18 protein-coding genes are annotated in these 24630 nt (G+C 74.5%); 8 read left to right on the forward strand and 10 right to left on the reverse strand.

What is annotated here, in order from left to right:
- Positions 1 to 61: 61 nt before the first annotated feature.
- The 3 genes from hemQ to hemE are packed head-to-tail and all read right to left on the reverse strand — an operon-like array spanning position 62 to position 3285.
- Positions 62 to 775, reverse strand: a complete 714-nt coding sequence (gene hemQ, locus ACN265_RS22950; protein ID WP_204924003.1) for a hydrogen peroxide-dependent heme synthase — start codon at positions 773 to 775, stop codon at positions 62 to 64.
- A complete protein-coding gene (hemG, locus tag ACN265_RS22955) occupies positions 772 to 2184 on the reverse strand; it encodes a protoporphyrinogen oxidase (protein ID WP_421409426.1) in 1413 nt (470 codons plus the stop codon). The genes hemQ and hemG overlap by 4 nt, the downstream gene beginning before the upstream one ends.
- A gap of 3 nt (positions 2185 to 2187) precedes the next feature.
- Complete coding sequence (gene hemE / locus ACN265_RS22960) at positions 2188 to 3285, reverse strand: uroporphyrinogen decarboxylase (protein WP_421409429.1); 1098 nt, start codon at positions 3283 to 3285, stop codon at positions 2188 to 2190.
- Positions 3286 to 3598: 313 nt separating this feature from the next.
- Here hemE and ACN265_RS22965 point away from each other — a divergent pair, with 313 nt between their 5' ends.
- The 6 genes from ACN265_RS22965 (at position 3599) to ACN265_RS22990 (ending at position 11523) form a co-directional block, all read left to right on the forward strand.
- The gene (locus ACN265_RS22965) at positions 3599 to 4171 is read left to right on the forward strand and encodes a DUF3000 domain-containing protein (RefSeq protein WP_421409432.1); all 573 of its coding nucleotides are present in this window, start codon (positions 3599 to 3601) and stop codon (positions 4169 to 4171) included.
- Between the two features lie 204 nt (positions 4172 to 4375).
- Positions 4376 to 5692, forward strand: a complete 1317-nt coding sequence (locus ACN265_RS22970) for a ribonuclease D (protein WP_204923999.1) — start codon at positions 4376 to 4378, stop codon at positions 5690 to 5692.
- 211 nt (positions 5693 to 5903) lie between these two features.
- Positions 5904 to 7100 carry a thiolase family protein gene (locus ACN265_RS22975; protein WP_421409435.1) on the forward strand — a complete coding sequence of 399 codons (1197 nt, stop codon included), beginning with the start codon at positions 5904 to 5906 and terminating at the stop codon, positions 7098 to 7100.
- Positions 7097 to 9163: a 3-hydroxyacyl-CoA dehydrogenase NAD-binding domain-containing protein gene (locus tag ACN265_RS22980; RefSeq protein ID WP_421409438.1), complete on the forward strand. Its 2067-nt coding sequence runs from the start codon at positions 7097 to 7099 to the stop codon at positions 9161 to 9163. The genes ACN265_RS22975 and ACN265_RS22980 overlap by 4 nt, the downstream gene beginning before the upstream one ends.
- A 168-nt stretch (positions 9164 to 9331) precedes the next feature.
- Positions 9332 to 10606, forward strand: a complete 1275-nt coding sequence (locus ACN265_RS22985; protein WP_421409440.1) for a hypothetical protein — start codon at positions 9332 to 9334, stop codon at positions 10604 to 10606.
- 185 nt (positions 10607 to 10791) lie between these two features.
- A complete protein-coding gene (locus tag ACN265_RS22990; protein ID WP_421409441.1) occupies positions 10792 to 11523 on the forward strand; it encodes a hypothetical protein in 732 nt (243 codons plus the stop codon).
- A gap of 133 nt (positions 11524 to 11656) precedes the next feature.
- On the opposite strand, the gene ACN265_RS22995 is transcribed toward ACN265_RS22990, so the two are convergent.
- The 5 genes from ACN265_RS22995 to ACN265_RS23015 all read right to left on the reverse strand — a co-directional run bounded on the left by ACN265_RS22995 (position 11657) and on the right by ACN265_RS23015 (position 16765).
- Positions 11657 to 12043 carry a VOC family protein gene (locus ACN265_RS22995; protein WP_204923994.1) on the reverse strand — a complete coding sequence of 129 codons (387 nt, stop codon included), beginning with the start codon at positions 12041 to 12043 and terminating at the stop codon, positions 11657 to 11659.
- Between the two features lie 165 nt (positions 12044 to 12208).
- Positions 12209 to 13360 (reverse strand): sensor histidine kinase, encoded by a 1152-nt coding sequence (locus ACN265_RS23000; RefSeq protein WP_420118731.1) that lies wholly within the window; start codon positions 13358 to 13360, stop codon positions 12209 to 12211.
- 105 nt (positions 13361 to 13465) lie between these two features.
- A complete protein-coding gene (locus tag ACN265_RS23005; protein ID WP_204923992.1) occupies positions 13466 to 14128 on the reverse strand; it encodes a response regulator transcription factor in 663 nt (220 codons plus the stop codon).
- A gap of 79 nt (positions 14129 to 14207) precedes the next feature.
- Entirely contained in the window at positions 14208 to 15482 is a 1275-nt protein-coding gene (locus ACN265_RS23010) for a PQQ-binding-like beta-propeller repeat protein (protein WP_421409443.1), read from the reverse strand.
- Entirely contained in the window at positions 15479 to 16765 is a 1287-nt protein-coding gene (locus ACN265_RS23015) for a PQQ-binding-like beta-propeller repeat protein (protein ID WP_421409444.1), read from the reverse strand. The genes ACN265_RS23010 and ACN265_RS23015 overlap by 4 nt, the downstream gene beginning before the upstream one ends.
- Before the next feature lie 121 nt (positions 16766 to 16886).
- Here ACN265_RS23015 and ACN265_RS23020 point away from each other — a divergent pair, with 121 nt between their 5' ends.
- On the forward strand, positions 16887 to 18764 hold the full coding sequence (locus ACN265_RS23020) for a hypothetical protein (RefSeq protein WP_421411592.1): 1878 nt from the start codon (positions 16887 to 16889) through the stop codon (positions 18762 to 18764).
- A 207-nt stretch (positions 18765 to 18971) separates the two neighbouring features.
- Here the strand turns inward: ACN265_RS23020 and ACN265_RS23025 are convergent, their stop codons facing one another.
- Positions 18972 to 20891, reverse strand: coding sequence for a hypothetical protein (locus ACN265_RS23025; RefSeq protein WP_421411594.1), 1920 nt, complete (start codon positions 20889 to 20891; stop codon positions 18972 to 18974).
- A 299-nt stretch (positions 20892 to 21190) separates the two neighbouring features.
- Between ACN265_RS23025 and ACN265_RS23030 the strand changes: the two genes are divergently transcribed.
- Complete coding sequence (locus ACN265_RS23030) at positions 21191 to 22387, forward strand: hypothetical protein (protein ID WP_421409447.1); 1197 nt, start codon at positions 21191 to 21193, stop codon at positions 22385 to 22387.
- 272 nt (positions 22388 to 22659) lie between these two features.
- Here the strand turns inward: ACN265_RS23030 and dxs are convergent, their stop codons facing one another.
- The gene (gene dxs / locus ACN265_RS23035; RefSeq protein ID WP_421409448.1) at positions 22660 to 24615 is read right to left on the reverse strand and encodes a 1-deoxy-D-xylulose-5-phosphate synthase; all 1956 of its coding nucleotides are present in this window, start codon (positions 24613 to 24615) and stop codon (positions 22660 to 22662) included.
- Between the last annotated feature and the right edge of the window lie 15 nt (positions 24616 to 24630).

Raw genomic sequence — 24630 nt, forward strand, 5'->3', positions numbered from 1 at the left:
TACTTCCGTGATCGGGCACGATCCTGACCGCCGGGGCACCACGACCCGGGGCGGGCGGGCGTCAGACCAGGCAGTTGACGATGTCGGCGACCGAGCGACGCCGGCCGGTGTAGAACGGGACCTCCTCGCGGACGTGCCGCCGGGCCCCGGAGGCCCGCAGGTCCCGCATCAGGTCGACGATCCGGTGCAGCTCGTCGGCCTCGAAGGCGAGCATCCACTCGTAGTCGCCGAGGGCGAACGAGGCGACCGTGTTGGCCCGGACGTCCGGGTAGCCGCGCGCCATCTTCCCGTGCTCGGCCAGCAGCTCCCGCCGCTCGGCGTCCGGCAGCAGGTACCACTCGTAGGACCTGACGAACGGGTAGACACACAGGTACGGCCGGGGCGCCTCGTCGGCGAGGAAGGCCGGGATGTGGCTCTTGTTGAACTCCGCCGGCCGGTGCAGCGCCAACTGCGACCACACCGGGGTCAACGCCCGCCCCAGGGTGGTCCGGCGCAACCGCAGGTAGGCGTCCTGGAGGGCGTCGCTGGACGACGAGTGCCACCAGATCATCACGTCCGCGTCGGCGCGCAGCCCGGCCACGTCGTACATGCCCCGGACCACGACGTCCTTGCCGGCCAGCTCCTCGAAGAGCGACTCCACCTCGCCGGTGACGTTCTCCCGCAGCGCCGGCAGGGTGCCGGTGGCCCGGTAGACCGACCACATGGTGTAACGCACGGTGGCGTTCAGCTCCCTGAGCCGGGCCGCGTTGGACTGCTCGGTGCTCTGCTCGGTCATGGACCCGATCCTCCCAGTGCTTCGATGATCTCGTCGGCCGCGCTCTCGCCGGAGCGGACGCAGACCGGGATGCCGACCCCGTCGAAACCCGCGCCGGCCACCGCCAGGGTGGGGTGCGACGCGCGCAGCGCCGCCCGGACGCCGGCCACCCGCCCACTGTGACCCGGGGCGTACTGCGGCAGCGCGCCGCCCCAGCGCTGCACGTGACCGGCGACCGGCGTGGGCAGCGCCACCCCGAGCACCCGGGTCAGCTCCCGGTGCACGGTGGCGAGCAGGTCGTCGTCGGTGACCTGGAGCGAGGTCTCCTCGCCGTACCGGCCGACGGAGGCGCGGACCAGGGCCAGCCCGTCCGGCGCGGCCAGGTGGCCCCACTTGGTGGTGAAGAAGGTGGACGCCTTGATCAGCAGCCCCTCGGTCGCCGGCACGAGGAAACCGGACAGTCGGGGCAGCGCCGGCGCGGGCAGCGCCAGGGTGACCAGCGCGACGCTGGCGTAGTCCAACCCGCCGACGGTCGCCGCCGGCGACGCGGCGAACCCGGCGAGCAGCCGGGCGGTGGGGCGGGCCGGCACGGTGAGCAGCACCGCGTCCGCCTCGACCGACTCCGGGTCGCGGGTCGGGCCGACGGTCAGCCGCCAGCCGCCGCCGACCGGGGTCAGCTCGCGGACCGCCGCGTTGCGGCGGATCGTCGCGCCGCTGGCCGTGGCCGCCGCCTCGACCAGGGTGCTCAGCCCGCCGTCCAGGGTGCCGAAGACCGGTGCGCCGGGGGCGCGGGGCGCGGCGGCCTGCGCGGCCCGGACCGCCCCGACCAGGGTGTGTTCCACCCGCGCCGCGCGGGCCAACGCCGGCATGGTGGTGACCAGGGACAGGTCGTCGGCCCGCCCGGCGTAGACGCCGCCGAGCATCGGGTCGACCAGCCGCTGCACCACCTGCTCGCCGAACCGGGCCCGGACCAGCGCGCCGACCGAGACGTCCTGGTCCGCGTCGAGCAGCGGCCGGCCGCCGTCGCGGTCGGCGTCCGCCGTGGGCTCGGCGACCGTCGTCACCGCCGCCAGATCCCCGGGTACGCCGACCAGGGTGCCGCCGGGGATCGGGCGCAGCCCGCCGTCGACGACGAGCGCCGCCTGCCCGACGGTGGGGTGCACGATCCGCCCGGCCAGGCCGAGCCGGCGGGCCAGGGCCACCGCGGCCGACTCGCCCCCGGCCGGGTCCCGCATCAGGAACGACTCCGCGCCGAACTCCACGGGCCGGCCGGCCAGCTCACCGGTGCGCAGCTTGCCACCGAGCCCGCCGGACTGCTCGTACACGGTGATCTCGGTGTCGGCGGGGGCGCGGTCGCGCAGCCGGAGCGCGGCGGCCAGGCCGGTGATCCCACCACCGACCACCGCCACCCGCCACGGTCGCGCCCGCACCGCTCAGCCCTGCTCGTCCCGGCGCGCGGACACCTCGTGCACCAGCGCGACCACCCGGGTCAGCACCTCGGGGTCGGTCTCCGGCAGCACGCCGTGACCGAGGTTGAACACGTGTCCGGGGGCGGCCCGGCCCTGCTCGACGATCCGCCGCACCTCGGCCTCGATCACCGGCCAGGGGGCGAACAGCACGGTCGGGTCGAGGTTGCCCTGCACGGCCCGGTCCGGACCGATCCGGCGGGTCGCCACGTCCAGCGGGGTACGCCAGTCGACGCCGACCACGTCGGCCCCGGCCTCCCCCATCGCACCGAGCAGTTCGGCGGTGCCCACCCCGAAGTGGATCCGGGGCACCCCCGCGTCGGCCAGGCCGGACAGCACGGCGGTGGAGTGCGGCAGGACGAAGCGGCGGTAGTCGGCCTCCGACAGGGCCCCGGCCCAGGAGTCGAAGAGCTGCACGGCGGAGACCCCGGCGTCGACCTGCACCCGCAGGAACGCCAGGGTGACCTCGGCGAGCCGGGCGCAGAGCGCGTGCCACAGCTCGGGCTGGCCGTACATCATCGCCTTGGTCCTGGCGTGGGTCCGCGAGGGCCCGCCCTCGACCAGGTAGCTGGCCAGGGTGAACGGCGCGCCCGCGAAGCCGATCAGCGGGGTGTCGCCCAGCTCGGCGACGAGCAGCCGGACCGCTTCGTCCACGTAGGAAACGTCGGTGCGGTCGATGCGGCGGACCCGCTCGACGTCGGCGACGGTGCGCACCGGCTCGGCCACCACCGGCCCGGTGCCGGCGACGATGTCCAGGTCGACGCCGGCCGCGGCGACCGGGACGACGATGTCGCTGAACAGGATCGCCGCGTCGACGCCGTGCCGGCGGACCGGTTGGAGGGTGATCTCGGCGACCAGGTCCGGCCGGCGGCAGGAGTCGAGCATCCCCACGTTGGCCCGGATCTCCCGGTATTCCGGCAGGGACCGGCCGGCCTGGCGCATGAACCAGACCGGGGTGTGCGGGACGGACTCCCGGCGGCAGGCCCGGACGAAGGGCGAGTGGGCCGGCCCGCTGCGGCGGGATTCTCCGTCTCGGGCGGCGGTGCCCGTGGTGTCGGTGGTCATCGCGGCAATCGTGCCACGCACCCGCGCGGGCCCGACGGGCAGCGCCGCCATTTGTGACCCGCGCCCCCGGCGCGCGCCGGTCGGCGACGGGCCCGGGTGCGCGGCCCGCGCCGGTCGACGGTGGCCGGGTGCACGGCCCGCCCGGCCGACGTGGCCCGGGTGCACGGCCCGCCCGGCCGACGTGGCCCGGGTGCACGGCCCGCCCGGCCGACGGTGCCGCGCGGACCACCGGAACGTCCCGGTCGGCGGCGGGACGCGGCACTTCGGCGTGCCGTCCCGGCGGGCGACGGCGTGTCGGCATAGGCTGCCGGTCATGGCCCCCCCGATCGCGCTCCCGGAGACGTTCGCCCGCGCGGTCGCCGGCCTGCGGTCGGTCACCCCCCGGGCGGAGATCGTCCTGGAGGAGGTCGGCGCGCCCCAGCGGCTCGCCCCCCACGCGTTCGCCCTCTCCGCCACCGTGCTGCGCGACGACGACGAGGTGGCCGACGGGCGGCTGATCCTGCTGCACGACCCGGCCGGGCACGACGCCTGGCAGGGCACCCTGCGGCTGGTCACCTACGTGACCGCCGACCTGGAGGTCGACCTGGCCGCCGATCCGCTGCTGCCCGGGGTGGGCTGGACCTGGCTCACCGACGCGTTGGAGGCGCACCGGGCGTGCTACCGGGCGGCCGGTGGCACGGTCACCCAGACCGTGTCGACCCGGTTCGGCGACCTGGCCGGCCCGCCCGCCGCCGGGGACGTCGAGATCCGGGCGTCCTGGACGCCGCTCGGCGAGGACCTGGGTGCGCACCTGTCGGCCTGGTGCGCGCTGCTCGCCTCCACCGCGGGGCTGCCGCCGCCCGGCGTCACCGCGCTCACCGACCGCCGGCCGGCCGGCGCGGCCTGACCACCGGCCGCCCCGCCGGTAGCGGCGCGACACGCCCGGAGCACAAGCGGATGTCCCCGACGCCCCGGGGACGTCCCGCCCGACGCGGAATGTCTCACCCGCGAGGTGGCCGTCCCCACCGCCCGGACCCCTGCCGGACACCGGGACGACACACACCGGACCGCCTGCGCACACCATGTCGCCCGGGCGCACTAGGGTTGCCAGGTGACCGACGAACCACCCCTGCGCCGTCGGGCCGCCGAAAGCCGTACGGCAGACGTTCCGCCCCCGGCCGTCGCGGAGCCGGCGGACGCGGGCACCGAGCAGCCCTCCGGCGGGCCCGTACCGCTGACCGCGCCCCGCGACGGCACCCCCCAGCCGGTGGCCACCCCCGCCGAGCTGGACGAGGTCGTGGCCCGCTTCGCGGCGGGCACCGGCCCGGTGGCCCTGGACGCCGAGCGGGCCTCCGGATACCGCTACAGCCAGCGGGCCTACCTGGTGCAGCTGCGCCGGGAGGGGGCCGGCACCACGCTGATCGACCCGCTGCCACTGCCCGACCTGACCGCCCTCGACGAGGCGATCGGCGACGCCGAATGGGTGCTGCACGCCGCCAGCCAGGATCTGGCCTGCCTGGCCGAGCTGGGGTTGCGTCCGCGCCGGTTGTTCGACACCGAGCTGGCCGCGCGGCTCGCCGGCTTCGAGCGGGTCGGCCTGGCCGCGCTGACCGAGCAGTTGCTCGGCTACACCCTGGAGAAGCACCACTCGGCGGCCGACTGGTCCAGCCGTCCGCTGCCCGAGTCCTGGCTGACCTACGCGGCGCTGGACGTGGAGATGCTCGTCGACCTGCGCGACGCGCTGGACGCGGAGCTCCAGGCGCAGGGCAAGTCGGCGTGGGCGGCGGAGGAGTTCGCCGCGCTGATCACCTGGGCCACCCGGCCGCCCCGGGTGCGGGCGGAGCCGTGGCGGCGGACCTCCGGCATCCACCGGGTCCGGGGGGCGCGGGCGCAGGCCCGGGTCCGGGCCCTGTGGTACGCCCGGGACCAGATCGCCGTGCGCCGCGACGCCGCTCCGGGCCGGGTGCTGCCCGACTCGGCGATCATCGCCGCCGCCGAGCTGGACCCGAAGGACGAGAAGACGCTGCTGACCCTGCCCGGGTTCGGCGGCCGGTCGGTGCGCCGGCTGGCCCGGTCCTGGCTGACGGCGCTCGACGAGGCCCGCCAGTTGGCCGACGACGCGTTGCCGGTCACCCCGACGGTGGAGGGGCCGCCCCCGCCGCACCGGTGGGCGGAGCGCGACCCGGTGGCCGCCGGGCGGCTGGCGCGCTGCCGGGAGGTGGTGGTCCGCGTCGCCGGTGAGCACCGGCTCCCGCCGGAGAACCTGATCACCCCGGACTCGGTCCGTCGGCTGGCCTGGCAGCCGCCCGACGAGATCACCGTGGACACCGTCACCGAGGTGCTGCGCGGCTACGGCGCGCGCCAGTGGCAGCTCTCGCTCCTGCTGCCCGCGCTCGCCGAGGCACTGCTGCCCGTGCCCCGGGCCTGAGCCACCGCCCCGCCTGCCGGGGACCCGGGTGCGCCGTCACCACCGGCGCACCCGGTCGGCGAGTGTGGGGTGGGCCACACCGGGGGTGGTGACGGCTATGGTTACTGGCGAGTAGCATTCCTCGGGAAACGCCAGTGCCGGCCGACCCTCACCCGGCCCGTGCCGCCCCCGCGGCGCGTCGGCCGGGTCGTGGTCGATAAGGAGGCTCCAAGTGCCCCGAGAAGTTCGGGATGTCGTCTTCGTCGACGGTGTCCGCACCCCGTTCGGCAAGGCGGGTGGCATGTACGCCAACACCCGCGCCGACGACCTGGTCATCCGCTGCATCCGTGAGCTGCTGCGCCGCAATCCGCAGCTGCCCCCGGAGCGGGTCGAGGAGGTGGCAGTCGCCGCCACCACCCAGATCGGCGACCAGGGCCTCACCATCGGCCGCACCGCCGCCCTGCTGTCCGGCCTGCCCAAGACCGTCCCCGGCTTCTCCGTCGACCGGATGTGCGCCGGGGCGATGACCGCCGTCACCGCCGTCGCCGGTGGCATCGCGATGGGCGCATACGACATCGCCATCGCCGGTGGTGTCGAGCACATGGGCCGGCACCCGATGGGCGAGGGCGTCGACCCCAACCCGCGGATCATCGCCGAGAAGCTGGTCGACCCGTCCGCCCTGGTGATGGGGGCCACCGCCGAGAACCTGCACGACCGGGTCCCGCACATCACCAAGGAGCGCACCGACGCGTTCGCGCTCTCCTCGCAGCTCAAGACCGCCAAGGCGTACGCCGACGGCAAGCTCCAGGCCGACCTGGTGCCGGTCGCGATCCGCGACGCCGACGGCGGCTGGGGCCTCGCCACCGCCGACGAGGCGCCCCGGGAGACCTCGCTTGAGAAGCTGGCCACCCTGAAGACCCCGTTCCGCCCGCACGGCAAGGTCACCGCCGGCAACGCGGCCGGCCTCAACGACGGTGCCACCGCCAGCCTGCTCGCCGACGAGGCCACCGCCCGTGAGCTGGGCCTGCCGGTCGCGATGCGGCTGGTGTCGTACGGCTACGTCGGCGTCGAGCCCGAGGTGATGGGCGTCGGCCCGATCCCGTCGACCGAGAAGGCACTGCGCATCGCCGGCCTGAGCATCGACGACATCGGCCTGTTCGAACTGAACGAGGCGTTCGCCGTGCAGGTGCTCGCCTTCCTCGACCACTTCGGCATCGCCGACGACGACCCCCGGGTCAACCCGTGGGGCGGCGCGATCGCCATCGGTCACCCGCTCGCCTCCTCCGGCGTACGGCTGATGACGCAGCTCGCCAGGCAGTTCGCCGAGCACCCCGAGGTGCGCTACGGCCTCACCGCCATGTGCATCGGCATCGGCATGGGCGGCACGGTCATCTGGGAGAACCCGAACTGGGAGGGTGCAGACAAATGAGCCTCAGCGCACCGAACGAGGTCGTCACCCGGGCGCTGCTGCGTCAGGTGAACGTGCCGGGGCTGGACCGGCCCGCCGCCCTGATCACCCTGGACAACGGTCTCGACCACACCAAGCCGAACACCTTCGGCCCGGCCGGCCTGGCCAGCCTCGACGAGGCGATCAGCGCCGCCCTGGCCGCGGAGCCGGCGTTCGTCGCGGTCACCGGCAAGCCGTACATCTTCTGCGTGGGCGCGGACATCACCAGCCTGCCCGCGCTGGCCGACCGGGAGCAGGCGCTGGAGATCGGCCGGCTCGGCCACCGGGTCTTCGCCCGGCTCAGGGACAGCGCCGTACCCACCTTCGCCTTCGTCAACGGCGCGGCGATGGGCGGCGGACTGGAACTGGCCCTGCACTGCCACTACCGGACGCTGTCCGGCGGCGCGGCGGCGTTGGCCCTGCCCGAGGTGTCGCTGGGGCTGGTGCCCGGCTGGGGTGGCACCCAACTGCTGCCGAACCTGATCGGCATCCCCGCCGCCACCCAGGTGATCCTGCAGAACCCGCTGATGCAGAACAAGATGCTCAAGCCGAAGCAGGCCGCCGAGATGGGCATCGCGGACGTGCTGCTGGAGCCGGCCGACTTCCTGGAGCGGTCGCTGGAATGGGCCGCCGGGGTGGTCCGGGGCGAGGTCACCGTCACCCGGCCCGAGGTCGACCGGGACATGTGGGCGGGCGTGCTCTACTTCGCCCGGCAGACCCTCGATGCGCGGCTGCACGGCGCGGTCCCGGCCGCCTACAAGGCGCTGGACCTGCTGGAGACGGCGAAGGACGCCGACTTCGCCACCGGCACCGCCGCCGAGGACGAGGCGCTGGCCGACCTGATCTTCTCGGAGGAACTGCGCAGCGGCCTGTACGCCTTCGACCTGGTGCAGCGGCGGGCCAAGCGGCCGGCCGGCGCGCCGGACAAGAGTCTGGCCCGGACGGTCACCAAGGTCGGCATCGTCGGCGCCGGCCTGATGGCCAGCCAGCTCGCCCTGCTGTTCGCCCGCCGCCTCCAGGTGCCGGTCGTGCTGACCGACCTCGACCAGTCCCGGGTCGACAAGGGCGTCGGCTACGTGCACACCCAGATCGAGAAGGCCGTCAGCAAGGGCCGGATGGACAAGGGCACCGCCGCCAAGCTGTACGGCCTGGTCTCGGGCTCGGTCGACAAGTCCGTCTTCGCCGACGCCGACTTCGTCATCGAGGCCGTCTTCGAGGACCTGGACGTCAAGAAGCAGGTCTGGGCCGAGCTGGAGAAGATCGTCGCGCCGGAGGCGGTGCTCGCCACCAACACCTCCTCGCTGTCGATCACGGCGATGGCCGCCGAGCTGGAGCACCCGCAGCGGCTGGTCGGCTTCCACTTCTTCAACCCGGTGGCGGTGCTGCCGCTGCTGGAGATCGTCCGGGGCGAGCGGACCGACGACGCCACCCTGGCCACCGCGTTCGCCGTGGGCAAGCAGTTGAAGAAGTCCTCGGTGCTGGTCTCCGACGCCCCGGCGTTCGTGGTCAACCGGCTGCTCACCCGCTTCCTGGGCACCGTGTTCGCCGCCGTCGACGCGGGCACCCCGCTCGACGTGGCGGACAGCGCGCTGGACCCGCTGGGGCTGCCGATGCGCCCGCTCGCCCTGCTCCAGCTGGTCGGGCCGGCGGTGGCGTACCACGTGGGCGGCACCCTGCACGCGGCGTACCCGGACCGGTTCGACGTCAGCGAGAATCTCCGTCGGATCGCCGACTCGGGTCAGCCGATCGTCGTCGAGGACCGAATCAACGACGAGGTGGCCAAGCTGCTCGTCGTCGGGGACCAGCCACTCACCGCCGAGCAGGTCCGGCAGAACGCCCTCGACGCGCTGGCGCAGGAGATCCGGCTGATGCTCGACGAGGGCGTCGTCGCCGAGGCGCAGGACATCGACCTGTGCATGATCCTCGGTGCCGGTTGGCCGTTCCACCTGGGCGGGATCACCCCGTACCTGGACCGGACCGGCACCTCCGAGCGGGTCACCGGGCGGCGTTTCCTGCCACGTGGGGCCGCCAGCCTGCGCGCCTGAACCATCCCCGCTCCCCCGCCGATCGCGGTGGCCGCCGATGTCCTCCCCCCGGGATATCGTGGCCACCGCGATCGTCGTTTGCGTACCCTCGTCAGACTCGGGGGGCTGCGCGGCCGGGCTCCGTCTGGCTACCATCACGCGTTCTCACCCTCGCCTGGAGCTGATCTGATGACCTCACCGCCGGTCGATCCCTGGTCCGGGCAGCCGGAGCACGGCTCGCCCACCGGTCACTACTCCGACGGCCCTCCGGTGCCGCCCGAGGGCCCGCACACCCCGCCGCAGGGTGGCGGCTGGCCCACCACGCCGTACCCGTCGGGATCGCAGCCCGGCGGATGGCCCGCCGATCCGCAATCGGGCCCGCCGGCCGACGCCTACCCCGGCCCGCAGTACGGCGGCTGGCCGCAGTCCGACCCGGCGCAGGGCGGCTACCCCGGTGCCCCGCACTCCGGGCCGCCCGCCACCCCGCCGTCGGGCTACCCCGGCGCCCCCCACTCCGGGCCGCCCGCCACCCCACCGTCCGGCTATCCGGGTGCCCCGCAGCCCGGCTATCAGGCGGCCCCGCAGCCCGGCTACCCGGGCGCGGCCCCGTCCGGCTATCCCGGCACCCCGCAGCCCGGTTATCCCGGCCCGCAACCGGGCTACCCGGGTGCCGCCGGGTCGGGCGGCTACCCCGACCCGGCCGCGCAGCGGTACGCCGGCTTCGGCGGCGCGCCGTTCAGCTCCCCGCCGGGCCCCCCGCACGCCCCCGCGCCCCAGCGGTCGAAGCTGCCGCTGCTGCTGTCGCTGGGGCTCGCCGGGCTCCTGGTGCTCTGCCTCGGCGGCGGCGGCCTCACCTGGGTCGCCCTGAGCGACGACGACGACCCGAAGACGCCGACCCCGTCGCCGACGCCCACCGCGGTCACGTCGCCCGCCCCGAGCCCCACCCCCGTCGAGACCGACAGCCCGACCCCCGAGCCGACCCCCACCGAGAGCGCCGACGACCCGGGCCCGATCCGGCTGGTGACCCCGTCGACCCTCGGTGGCCGGTCCAAGAGCACCGACCCGGAGCTGCGCCGGATCGCCGACCAGATGGTCCGCGACATGAAGTCCGAGGTCCGCAACGAGACGGGCGCGGTGAGCGCGTTCTACGGCAGCGCGTCCAGCAGGAACATGGTGATGATGGCCGGTGCGTCCGGCCCGGTCATCCTGCCCGAGCAGGAGCTGGACGACGCGGTCAAGGGGCTGGGCAGCTCGCTCTCGGTCACCAAGATGTCCACCATCGACCCGGGCCCGCTGGGCGGGGTCGCGAAGTGCGGTGACGGCAAGGCGTCCGGCATCGCGCTCGGCGTCTGCGTCTGGGCCGACCACGGCAGCGTCGGCATGATCGTCATGTACTTCTCCTCGGCGGCCAAGGCGAAGTCCGAGTTCGTCGCCATCCGGGGTCAGATCGAGAAGCGGGACTGATCCGCCAAGGGGCGGTCACGGGTCTACCGGACCTCGTGGCCGCCCCTGCGGCTGTCCGCGCCCACCGGCGGTGACCCGGGATGGACCGGGGCGACGACCCCGGGCGGACCGGTCGGGGGCGAGGGATGTCGGTCGGGCTGGCTAAGATCACCCGGCCTCAACAAACGATCTCTGGAGCCGATCTGATGTCCCAGCCCCCGACCACCCCTCCCGCCCACCAGCCGGACGGCGACGCGCCGCAGGGCGGATACCCGCCGCCGGCACCGCAGGGCGGCTTCCCGCAGCAGCCGGGCGGCGTCGGGGCGACCCCGTACGCCGCCGGGCCCGCACCGGCGAAGAAGCGGTCCGTCGGCAAGATCGTGCTGATCGTGCTGGCCGTGCTGCTGGTGCTCTGCCTCGGCGGCGCGGCGATCGCCGCCTTCGCCCTCAAGGACGACGTCAAGGAGGCGGTGGACGCCGCCAACACGACCGTGTCCGCCCCCGCCACCCTGGCCGGCCGCCCGCAGGTCACCGAGCCGGGCCTGAAGGCGGTCGCCGACAGCCTGGTCACCGAGATGAAGAAGTCCGTGCAGAACGAGACGAGCACCGCAGGTGCCTTCTACGGTGACCCGGCCAAGCGGGACCTGCTGATGATCGCCGCCGCGTCCGGTGTGATGGTCGACCCCAAGAAGGAACTCGACGACGCCGTCAACGGCATCTCCAGCCAGCTCAACGTCACCAACATGGCGGCCGTCGACGCCGGCCCGCTCGGTGGCGACGCCAAGTGCGGCGACGGCAAGAGCGAGGGCGTCCCGCTGGGCGTCTGCATCTGGGCCGACCGGGGCAGCGTGGGCCTGATCGTCCAGTACTACAAGTCGGCCGCCGAGCTGAAGTCCGAGTTCGTCACCATGCGCGGGCAGATCGAGAAGAAGGGCTGACCCACCGGGGTCGCCCCGACGGGCCCCGTCCACCGCACGGTGGACGGGGCCCGTCGGCGTCCAGGCCACGGCCCGCCGGCAGCTCAGCCGCGCCGACGGTCAGCCTGAGGTGGCGGTCAGCCGGAGGTGACGGTCAGCCGGAGGTGGCGGCCCGCTCGGCGGCGCTGCGCAGCACGCAGAACTCGTTGCCCTCCGGGTCGGCCAGCACCACCCAGCCGGTGCCGTCGGGCCGACGCTGGTCGTCGACCTGGACGGCACCGACGGCCAGCAGCCGCGCGACCTCCTCGTCCCGGGTCCGGTCGACCGGCTCCAGGTCGAGGTGCAGGCGGTTCTTCACCGACTTGCCCTCCGGCACGGCCAGGAAGAGCACCTCCGGCCCGCCCGGCGGCAACAGCATCGCCTCCGGGTCACCGGGGTGGTCGTCGGGCTGGCGGGGGCACTCGAAGACCTGCGCCCAGAAACCGGCCAGGGCGTAGGTGTCGTGACAGTCGATACCGAGGTTGTGGATCCGTGCGCTCACGGGTCTGCCTTTCGCAGCAGTGGAACGCGCCCCGTGACGTGCGGTGTCAGCGGTGGGCAGGGCGGGGCGCGGGACAGGTCATGATGGACATCTACCGCACCCCCTCTCCTCGGACCGGGCCGACGGTGTGATCATTGCAGGCGTCCCGCCGGCCGGCAAGCCGGTTCAACCCGGAGTCTGGTCGGCCGAGGGCAGCGTGACGGTCACCTCCAGGCCCCCGCCCTTCTGCGCGGTGACCTGAACCGTGCCGCCGTGCGCGTCGCAGACCGCCCGGACGATCGACAGGCCCAGCCCGGAACCCCGGGCCCCGGTGCGTTCCCGCCCGCCCCGGCGGAACGGCTCGAACAGCCCCGGCACGTCGGCCTGGTCCACCTCGAACCCGGTGTTGCGCACCACCAGCCAGGACGAGCGCCCGTCGGTGCCGGTACGCACCCAGAGCCGGCCGTGCAGGTGGTTGTAGCGCACCGCGTTCTCGATCAGGTTCCCGGCCAGCCGGTCCAGCAGGCCCGGGTCGCCGGTCACCGGGGCCGGCCGCAGTGAGGACTGCACCCGCAACCCGATCCGCTCCACCTCGCGGGACATCGCGGACAACGCGTTGGCGGTGCCGGTGGCCAGGTCACACTCCGTACGCCGGGACAGCAGCCGACCCTTCTGGGCCTCGCTGCGGGCCAACACCAGCAGCGCGTCCACCAGACCGTTGGCGCGTTCCGAGGCGTCCCGGACCACGGTGGCCATCCGGCGGTACTCGGCGGCGTCCGCCTCGTCGTCGCTGAGCGTCACGTCGATCTCGGTACGCATCACCGCCAGCGGGGTGCGCAGCTCGTGCGAGGCGTTGGCGACGAAACGTTTCTGCGCCTCGAAGGCGGCGGTGATCCGGTCCAGCATCGCGTCGAAGGTCCGGGCCAGCTCGGCCACCTCGTCGTCCGCCCCGGACCAGCCGATCCGCTGGTCGAGCGTGGTCTCGCCGAGTCGGCGCGCGGTCGCGGTGACCTGGTGCAGCGGGCGCAGCGTCCGGCCGGCCACCCAGTACGCCCCGGCCACCCCGACCACGCTGATCGCCAGCAGCGCCAGCAGGCCCTTGACCAGCAGCTCGTCAGAGGCGGCGTCGACCAGTTGCCGCTGCCACACCGCCGCGTCCAGCGACCGCCCGTCGGCCAGCAGCACGGTGGTGCCCGGCCGCAGCTCGTCGGTGGGCCGCAGCGCGTCACGCACCAGCAGCCAGGCCAACGTCACCAGGATCGCCCCGGCCCCGACCAGCAGCACCCCGTTGAGCAGCGTCAACCGTAACCGCAGGGTGGGCCGCGGCCGCCGGGTCACGACCGCACCCCGGGCCCCGGGCAGCCGCCCCGCCGTACCCGCCCGCTCATGTGCCGGCCTCGCTTCGCGACTGCGGGGCTCGCGACACCGGCTCGCTCCCCGCGCTCATGCGCCGACCGTCCGGTAGCCGGCACCGTGCACCGTCTCGATCAACGGTGGGTCGCCGAGCTTCTTGCGCAGGGTCCGCACGGTCACCCGGACGATGGTGGTGAACGGGTCGGTGTTGGCGTCCCAGACCCGCTCCAGCAGCTCCTCGCTGGAGACCACCGCGCCGCGCGCCTTGACCAGCTCGCTGAGCACCCCGAACTCCTTGTTCGTCAGGTCGACCGGGGCACCCGCCCGGGTGACCACCCGGCGGGCCGGGTCGAGCACCACGTCGCCCACCTGGAGCACCGGCGGGGCGGGCGGGGTGGCCCGCCGGCCCAGTGCCTGCACCCGGGCCACCAACTCGTCGAAGGCGAACGGCTTGGGCAGGTAGTCGTCCGCGCCGAGACCCAACCCCTGCACCCGGTCGGCGACGCTGTCGCTGGCGGTCAGCATCAGCACCCGGGTGAGGGTGCCGGAGGCGGCCAGCTCGGCGCAGATCTGGTCGCCGTGCATGCCGGGCAGGTCGCGGTCGAGGACCACCACGTCGTACCGGGTGACGAAGGCGGCCTCGTGGCCGGCGTCCCCGTCGTACGCCACGTCGACCGCCATGCCCCGCTTGCGCAGCCCCCGCACGATCGCGTCGGCGAGGTTCCGTTCGTCCTCGACCACCAGCACCCGCATTCCGACCTCCTCGCCGACCTGTCCGACAACCTAGCGCCGCCGGCCAAACGCCCGGCCGCAGGTGGGCCCCCCGACACCGTCAGTCCGGCATCCGCCACACACCGATGCTGTTGCGTTGCCGCCAGCAGACCAGCACCCCCTGGGTCCGTGAACAGGCCTCCCACCGGCCGGGCAGCACGTCCCGGACCCGCAGCGTGCCGTCGGTCGGGTCCAGCTCGGCCACCATCTGCCGGCCGCCGCCGACCGGCCGGACGACCAGCAGCGCGTCGGTGGGCGGCCACTGGTGGACCAACTCCCACCGGCCCAGCTCGGCCACGGACCGACCGGTCGCCGCGTCGAGCAGGGCCAGCCCCTGCTGCCCGTCGGCGCTGACCCCGACCATCCGGCCGGCGACCGACGCGACCGGGGCCCACCAGTCGGAGGTCCAGCGCACCCGGCCGGTCAGCGGATCGAGCACCCGGGTCCCGAACGGCTCCCCCAGGCAGACGGCGTCGCCGCAGGACCGGACGGACCAGCCGTCCGGCGTCGGCACCGGCGTGTCCCACCGTCGCCGGCCGGACGCCAGGTCGTAGCCGGCCAGCCGGCCCGGTTCCCCGTCGACCAGCAGCAGGTCACCGGTCGGTTGGGCCACGTGGTGATGGTCGCTGCGGGCGGGCGGCACCGGGAACGCGAGCCGAAGAACGCCGGTGTCGACGTCGTACGCCTCGGCCCGGCCGGCGCTGGTCACCACGACGAGTTCCGCGACGCCGCGCTCCCCCGGCCGGTAGCCGACGGTGGCCGCCCCGGCGGTGACCGTCCAGCGGGCCGCGCCGGTCGCCGGCTCGACCCCGCGTACCGCCACCCGGTCGACGTGCAGGTCCTCCAGCAGCAGCCCGCCGTCGGCGGTCGGCACCGCCACCCCGGGCTGGCGCCACCGGGCCCGCCCGTCGACGTGGTCGAGCACCATGGAGACCGGTTCGCCGCCGGGGTCGGTGGTGACCACCACGTCGTCGCCGACCCCCTCCAGCACCACCAGTTGGTGCCGGGGCGACAGCGACGTCTCCCAGCGGACCCGCCCGTCGGCCAGGTCGATCGCGGTGAGCTGCCGGCTGCCGGCCGGGGACAGCGCCGACGGGTAGGCGAGCACCAGCAGGCCCCCGACGATCAGGTGGCTGGGCTCCGGCACGTCCGGCACGGGCACCGGGGTCAACCGGGGCGGCCCGGGTGCCGCGCCGGCCAGGGTGAGCAACAGGAGCAACGCGGTCAGGGCGACGGTCGCCGGGTGGCCGGCCGACCGCCGGCCCCGGGGTCGGCGGGCCGGCGGGGGCGGCGGCTCGTCGTGGTGACCGACCTCACCCAGGTCGATCACCGTCACCGGGGCACCCGCCAGACCCCGAACCTGCCGTCCGTCAGCCGGCACAGCAGAAGCTGCGCGTCGCTCTGACAGTCGCCGGAGACGGCCGGCAGCACGTCGCGCACCCGGGCCCGTGCGGCGGCCACGTCCAGCTCGGCGACCAGCATTCGGCCCTCGCCGGCCGGGCGTAACCCGATCACCGGCCCGTCGGGGCTGTTCGACGCGGCGAGATGCCAGACGTCCAGTTCGGCGGCGACCCGCCCGGAGGCGACGTCGAGCACCACCATCGGGTGCCAGATGCCCCGGCCCAGGGCGCTCGCCAGCATCCGGCCGCCGCGTTCGGTCCCGGAGAGCCGCCACCGGTTGTCGCGCCACACCGTCCGGCCGGTCGCCGGGTCCAGCGCCCGCACCCCGCCGGCCTCGCCCTGCGCGCAGAGCAACGGTCCACACGCGACGAAGAACACCGGCGTCGTCAACGGCACCTCCCATCGGCGGTCCAGCCCGTCGAGGTCGAACCCGGTGAGTCGGCCGGAGTTCCCCGCGAAGGCGAGCAGCAGGTCACCGACGACGTCGAACCCGGTGTTCGACGGCGTTCCCTCGTGGTCGAGCGGTGCGGTGTGCAGGCGTACCCCGCGTCGGGCGTCCCAGACCTCGGCCGGGCCGTCCGGGCGCACCGTCACGATCCGGTCCACCCCGTCGGCCGCAGGACTGAACAGGACCATCCCGGACGGAACCGGCATCGACCAACGGTCCCGCCCGGTGCTCGGATCGACGGAGTTGATCGTCATGCGCCCGTCCGCGCCGTCCTCGAAGAGCAGGTCGGGGCCGGCGGACCGGCCCGACCCGGTCCGCTGCCACCGCACCCGGCCGGTGTCCCGGTCGTGGGCGAACGTCCGGTACTCCCCGTCCAGCCGGCCGGAGGAGCCGGTGAGCAGCAGCAGGTCGGCGTGCCGGCGCAGCTGCGCGGACCCGCTGACCACCGGCACCGGCATCCGCCACCGGCGTACCGGCCGTGCCCCGGCGGAGGTGGGGACGGTCCAGGCACTCAACCAGCCGGGGGCGGCGGCGGTGCCGCTGGGTTCGAGCAGGAAGACCTCCCCGTCGTAGAGCAGCGCCACCGTGCCGAGCGGGGCGGGGACCACGGCCGCCACCCGCTCCGCCACCGGCGCGGCGGCGGTCGACGCCAGCAGGGTGAGCGCCAGCACCACCGCCAGCCGTAGTGGCCGGCCGACGGCCCGGGGCGCGGGACCGGACGGCGGTGGCAGCGGATCGTCGCGGAGTTCACCCAGATCGATGACCGTCACGCGCACCCTCTTTCGACCGCCATGCCCCGCCGACCGCCCGCCGGCGGACGCGCAGCGCCACGCACCGGGTCACCGGAGCGACCGGTCGTCGCCTGTACGATGGCCCGTCGTGGCCGTGCCGGTGGTAGATCCCTCGTTGAACCCGACGTCCGCGCGCGACGCGGTCGAGCCCGACGCGACCGACCCACCGGGGCGGCCCCGCCGACGGCCGGGCCGGGCCGACGTGCTCGCCATCGGAGCCTATGCGCTGATCGGCGTTCTCGTGTGCCTGAACTACTGGGTGGACGTGCAGCACCGGGTGTCGTCCCACCTGCCGACCGACCACAGCTGGTTCGAGTGGCTGTTCACCCATGGCGCGTACTCGGTGCGGCACCTGGAGAACCCGCTGTTCAGCGCCCGGCAGAACGCCCCGGACGGGGTGAACATGATGGCGAACACCTCGCTGCTGGGCATGACCATCCCGCTGGCCCCGGTCACGTGGCTGTTCGGCCCGCAGGTGACGTACGCGCTCTACCTGGGCGGGGCGCTCGCCGCGACGGCGGCCACCTCGTACTGGATGCTCTCCCGGCACCTGGTGCGCTCGCGGGCCGGCGCGTTCGTCGGCGGCGCGTTCCTCGGTTTCGCCCCCGGCATCGTGCACCACGCCAACGGGCAGCCCAACTTCGTCTCCAACTTCCTGCTGCCGGTGATCGTGACCCGGGTGCTGCTGCTGGGCCGGCCCGGTCGGTGGCGGCGCGACGGGCTGGTGCTGGGGCTGCTGGTGGCGTACCAGGTCTTCATCAACGAGGAGATGCTGCTGCTGACCGCGCTGGCCTGCCTGGTGGCGGTGGCGGCGTACGTGGTGCAGCGGCCCCGCGAGGCCCGCGCGCGGGCCGGCGGCTTCCTGGCCACGCTCGGGGTCGGCGGCGGGCTGGCGCTGCTGCTCACCGCGTACCCGATCTGGTACCAGTTCAACGGGCCGCAGTCCTACCGGGGCCTGCAGGGCGGGGTGTTCCACAACTGGGGCGAGGACCTGATGGCCTTCGTCACCTTCGCCCGGGACACGGTGGCCGGGGACGAGGCGGTCGAGAAGACCATCGGCCTGACCGAGCAGAACACCTGGTTCGGCTGGCCGCTGGTGCTGGTCGCGCTGGCCGCGCTGGTGCTGCTCTGGCGGCGGTCGCTGGCCGCCCGGATCGCCGGGGTGCTGGTGGTGGTCTTCACCGTCGCGGCGATCGGCCCCAAGGTCCGGTTCAACGGGGTGGAGACCACCGTGGACGGCCCGTGGGCGTACATCCCGGACGACCTGCCGCTGGTCGAGATGATGATGCCGACCCGGCTGACCCTGGTGGTGACCGGCGCGGTCGGCGTCCTGCTCGCGCTGGCCTGGGACGCGGTCGGCGGCCACGGCCGGTCCCGGGTGCCGACGCCGCGCGCCGCCGCCGACGACGCCACCGCCGCCGACAGCGCCGGGAAGGCCGCGCCGGCCCGCCGCCGGTGGGTCCGGCCGGTCGGGTACGCGGCGATCGCGCTGGCGGTGCTGCCGCTGTTCCCCCGTCCGTTGCCCGCGCAGCACATCGACCTGCCGCCGCACTTCATCACCGCCGGCGGCTGGCGGCCGTACGTGCCGCAGGGGCGCACCCTGGTCCCGGTGCCGATCCCGAGCAACGTGCACGGCCTGTCCACGCTGCGCTGGAGCGCGCTGACCGGGCACGAGTTCCCGGTGCCGGGGGGCTACTTCATCGGCCCCAACGAGCTGGGCGAGGGCGTCTTCGGCGCGCCGAACCGACCCACCAGCACCCTGATCTACGCCACCATCGACGCCGGCACGGTGCCCGAGCTGACCGGGGAGAACCGCCGGCAGGCGGTGGAGGACCTGCGGTTCTGGCGGGCGTCGGTGGTGGTGCTGGGGGCCCACCCGCGCGAGGCGGTGCTGCGGGACCTGATGACCGGCCTGCTCGGCCCGGCGCAGCGGGTCGACGACGTCTGGCTCTGGGACGTCCGCCCCCTGGTCGACTGACCCGCCGGACCCGACGCGCAGCCCGGCCCGGCCCGGCGCGCAGCCCGGCCCGGCGCGCAGCCCGGCCCGGCGCGCAGCCCGGCCCGGCGCGCAGCCCGGCCCGGCGCGCAGCCCGGCCCGGCGCGCAGCCCGGCCCGACGCGCAGCCCGGCCCGACGCGCAGCCCGGCCCGGCCGGGCCGTGGTCCGGTCGGGCCGGACCGCAACGGTCAGGCGGTGCGGGCGGACAGCGGCCGGACGTCCCACACCCACACGTCGAGTTCCCGGCGAGCGGGGCCGACAAGCTGCTCGACGGTGCGGCGCAGCGGCTCCGCGTTGTGCTGGCGCAGCGGCAGCACCAGCACGGCGGCGTTCCAGTGCCGCAGCTCGTCCAGGCTGCGGCGGCGCTGCCGGTCGTCCAGCTTGGTCGTCCGCCCGGTGGTGGCGACCTCGTCGAGGAGCTGCCCGATGCCGCTGGGCCGCCCACCGAACCGGCCCGGGTCGCCGGTGTTGCCGTTGCGCGGGGCAAGGAAGTAGCCCCCCGGGATCTTGAAGTCCAGGTTGGTGGCCGCCGCCCAGCGCATCCCGTGGGTGTTGCCCATGCTGGGCACGGGCACCGGCACCAGGGTCTGCCCGGGGCCCACGTACTCCCGCCAGCGGTCGGCGGTGATGAAGTCCGGCACCGGCGGGCGGGAGGTCACCTTCAGCGGCATCGGCACGATCGGCAGCAGCGCCAGCACCAGGGCGGCCACCGTGACGGTCTTGGCGTGCCGCCACTGCGCGCCGCGCAGCGTCCAGGCCCGCTGCACCGCCAGCGCCAGCAGCATGCCGATCACCACGGAGGTGATCAGGGCGAACCGGGTGGGCACCACCGCGTCCAGCAGCGGCAGCCGCACCAGCAGCTCCCACGGCCCGGTGACCAGGTCCCGCCCCCACCAGGAGATCCGCTCGCCGAGGGAGAGCAGCGCGAAGAACGCGCCGGTGACGGCGAGCGCCCGGACGAGGCGTTCGCGGCGCAGCCAGAGCACGATGCCGACGGCGATCAGCGACAGGCTCCAGCCGAAGAAGGCGTTCTCCTCGGAGTAGTTCGGGGCCAGGTTGACGTTGGCCCGTTCGTTGCCGCCGAAGGTGGGTGAGCCGGGGGCGAAGAAGGCGGCGATGTCGTTGCCGTAGTCCTGCACCGCGTCGCTGAGCCCGTGGTACGCCATCGGCCCCGCGAACTGGATGTAGAGCGGGTACGCCAGCAGCGCCCCGGCCAGCACCGCGCACGCGGCCACCCCCTTGGCCAGGGGCCGCCACGCCGCCGACCAGAGCGCCGGGCGTTGGGCCACCATGGCGATCAGGAAGATGCCGCAGGCCAGGGCGGTGAAGAGCAGGATCTCCTCGTTGATGAACGCCTGCCCGGTGACCAGCACGGCGAGCAGCAGCCCGTCGCGTACCGGCCGGGTGGAACGGGTCAGCACCATCACCCGCCACACGATGAACGGCAGCAGGAACTGGCTGATGATGTTGGGGTGCCAGTTGGCGTGCGAGAGCATCGCCGGGGAGAACCCGCAGAACCAGCCGCCGACCGCCGCGGCGAACCGCCGCCGCACCAGGTGCCGGGACAGCACGTGGTACCAGGCCGCGGCGGTGCCGGCGAGGCCGAGGGTGACCAGCACCACGAAGGACACCGCCGGCCCGAACAGCAGGGTGACCGGCACCATCGGGATGCCCAGCGCCAGCACCGCCGTGTTGGCCATCAGGTTGACGCCGTCGGGGAAGTTGAACTGGTCGGTGTAGAACGGGAACTCCCCGTGCAGCACCACCCGCACCGAGTGGGCGAGGAAGAACTGCACCTGCGCCGGGTCGCTGCTGTAGAGCGAGGCCACCCGGCCCGCCGGGTCGGCCCAGATCCGGCTGGTCACCCAGAGCGCGACGAGCAGGAAGATGCCGTACACCACCAGGTCCTTGCGGCGGGCGGTCCAGCGCCAGCGCCGCCACCACGCGGCCGGCGTCGCGCCGTCACCGTCCGTGTCCGCAGCCCCCCGCTCCGGTACGACCACCGCCGCCGCACCGTCGCCGTCGCCGTCCGGTGCCGTGGCCGCCCCGTCGGGTGCCGCTCCCACCGGCGGCGCGTCGACCGGCGGCGCCTCGACCGTCCGGTCCACGGGTGCCGGCACGTCGGTGAGGCGCAGGTCGGCAGGGGTGGGACGGGTCACGGGTGGGGGCGCGGTCGCGGTGGCCGTCGTGCCGCGGGCGGAGCCCCCGGAGTCGTCGGGGGCCGGTGCGGAGGCGCCACGGGGCTCGGCAGACGTCACAGTCGGCGGAGTCTACCGGAGCCGGGAAAAAGCCCGAAATTCACTGTGGTGTCCCTTGTGGCCATCGGGACACGGCTGTGGGGCGTCACCGGGCGTTGCGTACCATGTGGGCTTCCGACAACGACGGTGACGCGATCGGGGGCGTAGGGATGGCTTCGGTTCGCCGTCGCGGCACGACGGTCGCCGCGCTGCTCGCCCTGCTGCTGGTGGCCCCGGCGTGCGGCCCGGTCACCTCGCGTCAGGTCCACGAGCTGCGGGTCGGCTACGACAGCCTGGACGGCACCCGTGCGGTGTGGCCGCCGCGCGGAGCGCTCGCCGGGGACGCCGCGGCGACGGCGGCGGTGACCGAGGCGGTCCGCGCCTGGCGCTCCCCGATCGACGACCGGGTCCACCTGCCGTCGTCGGGGATCCTCTGGTCGGGTGCGGTCGACGGTGTGCCGCTGGCCCTGGTCGCCGCCGACGTGCCCGGGGAGAGCGCCTCATGGTTGCTCCAGCTCACCGGCCGTGACGGCCGGTACGAGGTGACCCGCGCGAGCGAGTACACCGACCCGGGTTACCTGGTCTACGCCGACGTCCTCCCGCTGCGCCTGCCGGACGGCCGGCGCTACCTGACCTCCGGCCGGGTGGAGCGGCTGCTCGGCCCGGACGGCCGGGCGCTGATGCTGACCGACGGGCTGACCGGCCCGGTGAAGGTGCCCGACTGCCGGGCGGTGCCGGTGACGGCCACCCTGCGGGCCACCGAGTCGCTGCCCCGGGGGCGGGCCGCCGACCGTCTGCTCGACCTGGGCGCAGCCACCGTCGACCCGAGGTATCCCCTGGTCCGCGACGACACCGGCTCCGGCCGGCGGGCCCTCGACGGGTTGGACACCTGCGTGCTGGCCGACGAGCAGGGGCCGTTCGGCAGCATCCCGCGCCGCATCGGCGACCGGGACGCTCCCCGGTCGGTGCCCGAGTCGTGGCCGATGGAGAAGGTGGCCGTCCGGGCCATCGGCGAGATGACGCTGGGTGGCGGGAACGACCCCGGCGACCTGGAGCAGCTCACCTGGGAGACCGACGCGGGGACGATGACCGCGGTGGTCTACCGTCCGGCCGGCGACGGCACCCCGGTGGTCTCCCCCGCCGACCGGTCCAACCCGCTCCAGACGTACGTGCTGCCGGTGCCGGGGCAGCCGCTGGTGGTGCTGACCTGGCGGGGCAACCGGGACGCCTCCCTGTCGGTGCCCCCGGGCACCCCCCGCCTGGTGGAACGTCCCGGCCTGGTGGTCGTCCCGATGCCCGCCTCCCGGCAGACCTTCAGCCTGGCAACCGCCGAAAAGACCTACTACCGCTCCGCCGGCGGCCGCTGACCCTCCGCCCACCCCGCCCCGCCCTCCCCGACTCCTCGGATCGCCCCGACTCCCCGATTCCCGGATCGCCCCGGCTCCCCGGATCGCCCCGGTGATCAAGAGGTTTGCGTCACTGTGGCCGCTGCCGGTGACGCAAACCTCTTGATCACCGGGGTCAGCGGCGGCGGGCCGAGGGCGCGCGGCGGGCGGCGGGCCGAGGCCGAGGGCGCGCGGGAGACGGGGCAGGGGCGGTCACGGCAGTGCCGTGACCGCCCCTGCGGGGTCGGGGTGGGTCAGTTGGGGGTGGTGTCGGGGGCCGGGAGGCGGACCGTCTCCACGGAGGGGGCGTCGCCGTCCAGGCCGGAGATCCAGCCGGTGACGTCGCGGGCCACGTCCTGCGCGGTCAGCCGCAGGTCGGCCAGGATCTGCGCCCGGGTGCCGTGCGGGTGCCAGTCGGCCGGTACGCCCAGGTCGCGCAGCGGCACCCGGACGTCGGCGTCGCGCATCGCCTGGCCCAGCGCGTCACCGACACCGCCGATGCGGACGCCGTCCTCGACGCTGACCACGAGGCGGTGCCCGGCGGCCAGCTCGACCAGCTCGGCCGGCACCGGACGCACCCAACGCGGGTCGACCACGGTGACGCCGTAGCCCTGCTCGGCCAGCCGGGACGCCACCTCCATCCCGAGCAGCCCGAAGGAGCCCACCGCCACCAGCAGCACGTCGGTACGGGCCGACTCGGCCAGCACGTCGACCGGGCCGACCCGGCGGATGGCCGGCAGGTCGGCGGCGACGGTGCCGGTGGGGAACCGGACGATGGTGGGACCGTCGTCGACGGCGATCGCCTCGCGCAGCTCCTCGCGGAGGCTGGCGGAGTCGCGGGGGGCGGCGATCCGCAGCCCCGGCACCACCCCGAAGACCGACATGTCCCAGATGCCGTAGTGGCTCGGCCCGTCCGGCCCGGTGATGCCGGCCCGGTCCAGCACGAACGTCACCGGCAGCTTGTGCATCGCCACGTCCAGCAGGACCTGGTCGAAGGCGCGGTTGAGGAAGGTCGCGTAGACGGCCACCACCGGGTGCAGGCCGCCCATCGCCAGGCCGGCCGCGGAGGTGGCCGCGTGCTGCTCGGCGATACCCACGTCGTACACCCGGTGGGGGTGCTTGCGGGCCAGGGTGGCGATGCCGGTGGGCTCGGCCATCGCGGCGGTGATGCCCACCACGTCGGGCCGCTCGTCGGCGATGGCGACCAGCTCGTCGGCGAAGACCTGGGTCCACTTCACCGACGGGGCGGCGAGCAGCTTGCCGGTCTCGACGTCGAACGCGCCCGGACCGTGCAGGCAGTCCGCCTCGTCCTCCTCGGCCGGGCGGTAGCCGTAGCCCTTGCGGGTCACCGCGTGCACGATCACCGGGCCGCCGAAGTTCTTGGCCGCGCGCAGCGCCGACTCGACGGCGGCGATGTCGTGCCCGTCGACCGGGCCGACGTACTTGATGCCGAGGTCCTCGAACATGGCCTGCGGGGCGACCGCGTCCTTGATGCCCTTCTTGACCGCGTGCAGCACCTCGTACATCGGCTTGCCGACGAACGGGGTGTTGCCCAGGGCGTCCTTGACCGTGTCGAGGACCTTCTCGTAGCCGGGGTTGAGCCGCAGCGACGACAGGTGGTCGGCCAGGCCGCCGATGGTGGGCGAGTAGGAGCGGCCGTTGTCGTTGACCACGATCACCAGCCGGTTGCCGGCGGTGGCGATGTTGTTCAACGCCTCCCAGCACATGCCGCCGGTGAGTGCCCCGTCGCCGACCACGGCGACCACGCTGCGCTGCTCGCCGCGCAGGGCGTACGCCTTGGCCAGCCCGTCGGCGTAGGACAGGGCGGTGGAGGCGTGCGAGTTCTCGATCAGGTCGTGCTCGCTCTCGGCCTGGCTGGGGTAGCCGGTGAGGCCACCGCGCTGGCGGAGCTTGTCGAAGCCGTCCTGCCGGCCGGTGACGATCTTGTGCACGTACGACTGGTGGCCGGTGTCGAACAGGAGCCGGTCGCGCGGGGAGTCGAAGACCCGGTGCATGGCCAGGGTCAGCTCCACCACGCCCAGGTTGGGGCCGACGTGTCCACCGGTGCGGGACACCTTGGCGATCAGGAAGTCACGGATCTCGGCGGCGAGGATGTCCAGCTGTTCGCCGGTCATCCGCTTCACGTCCTGCGGACCACGGACGGTGCCCAGTAGCCGACCGTGGTTGGCCGTGTCCTCGTCAACACTCATGACGAGAGAGTCTAT

It is taken from the genome of Micromonospora sp. WMMD730 (assembly GCF_049178955.1).
Taxonomy (GTDB): domain Bacteria; phylum Actinomycetota; class Actinomycetes; order Mycobacteriales; family Micromonosporaceae; genus Micromonospora; species Micromonospora wenchangensis.

Coding starts and splice junctions, on each gene's coding strand:
- hemE (WP_421409429.1), bottom strand. CDS start 3,285: ATGACCACCGACACCACGGGCACCGCCGCCCGAGACGGAGAATCCCGC.
- ACN265_RS22990 (WP_421409441.1), top strand. CDS start 10,792: ATGTCCCAGCCCCCGACCACCCCTCCCGCCCACCAGCCGGACGGCGAC.
- hemQ (WP_204924003.1), bottom strand. CDS start 775: ATGACCGAGCAGAGCACCGAGCAGTCCAACGCGGCCCGGCTCAGGGAG.
- ACN265_RS23005 (WP_204923992.1), bottom strand. CDS start 14,128: ATGCGGGTGCTGGTGGTCGAGGACGAACGGAACCTCGCCGACGCGATC.
- ACN265_RS22985 (WP_421409440.1), top strand. CDS start 9,332: ATGACCTCACCGCCGGTCGATCCCTGGTCCGGGCAGCCGGAGCACGGC.
- ACN265_RS22980 (WP_421409438.1), top strand. CDS start 7,097: ATGAGCCTCAGCGCACCGAACGAGGTCGTCACCCGGGCGCTGCTGCGT.
- ACN265_RS23030 (WP_421409447.1), top strand. CDS start 21,191: ATGGCTTCGGTTCGCCGTCGCGGCACGACGGTCGCCGCGCTGCTCGCC.
- dxs (WP_421409448.1), bottom strand. CDS start 24,615: ATGAGTGTTGACGAGGACACGGCCAACCACGGTCGGCTACTGGGCACC.
- ACN265_RS22965 (WP_421409432.1), top strand. CDS start 3,599: ATGGCCCCCCCGATCGCGCTCCCGGAGACGTTCGCCCGCGCGGTCGCC.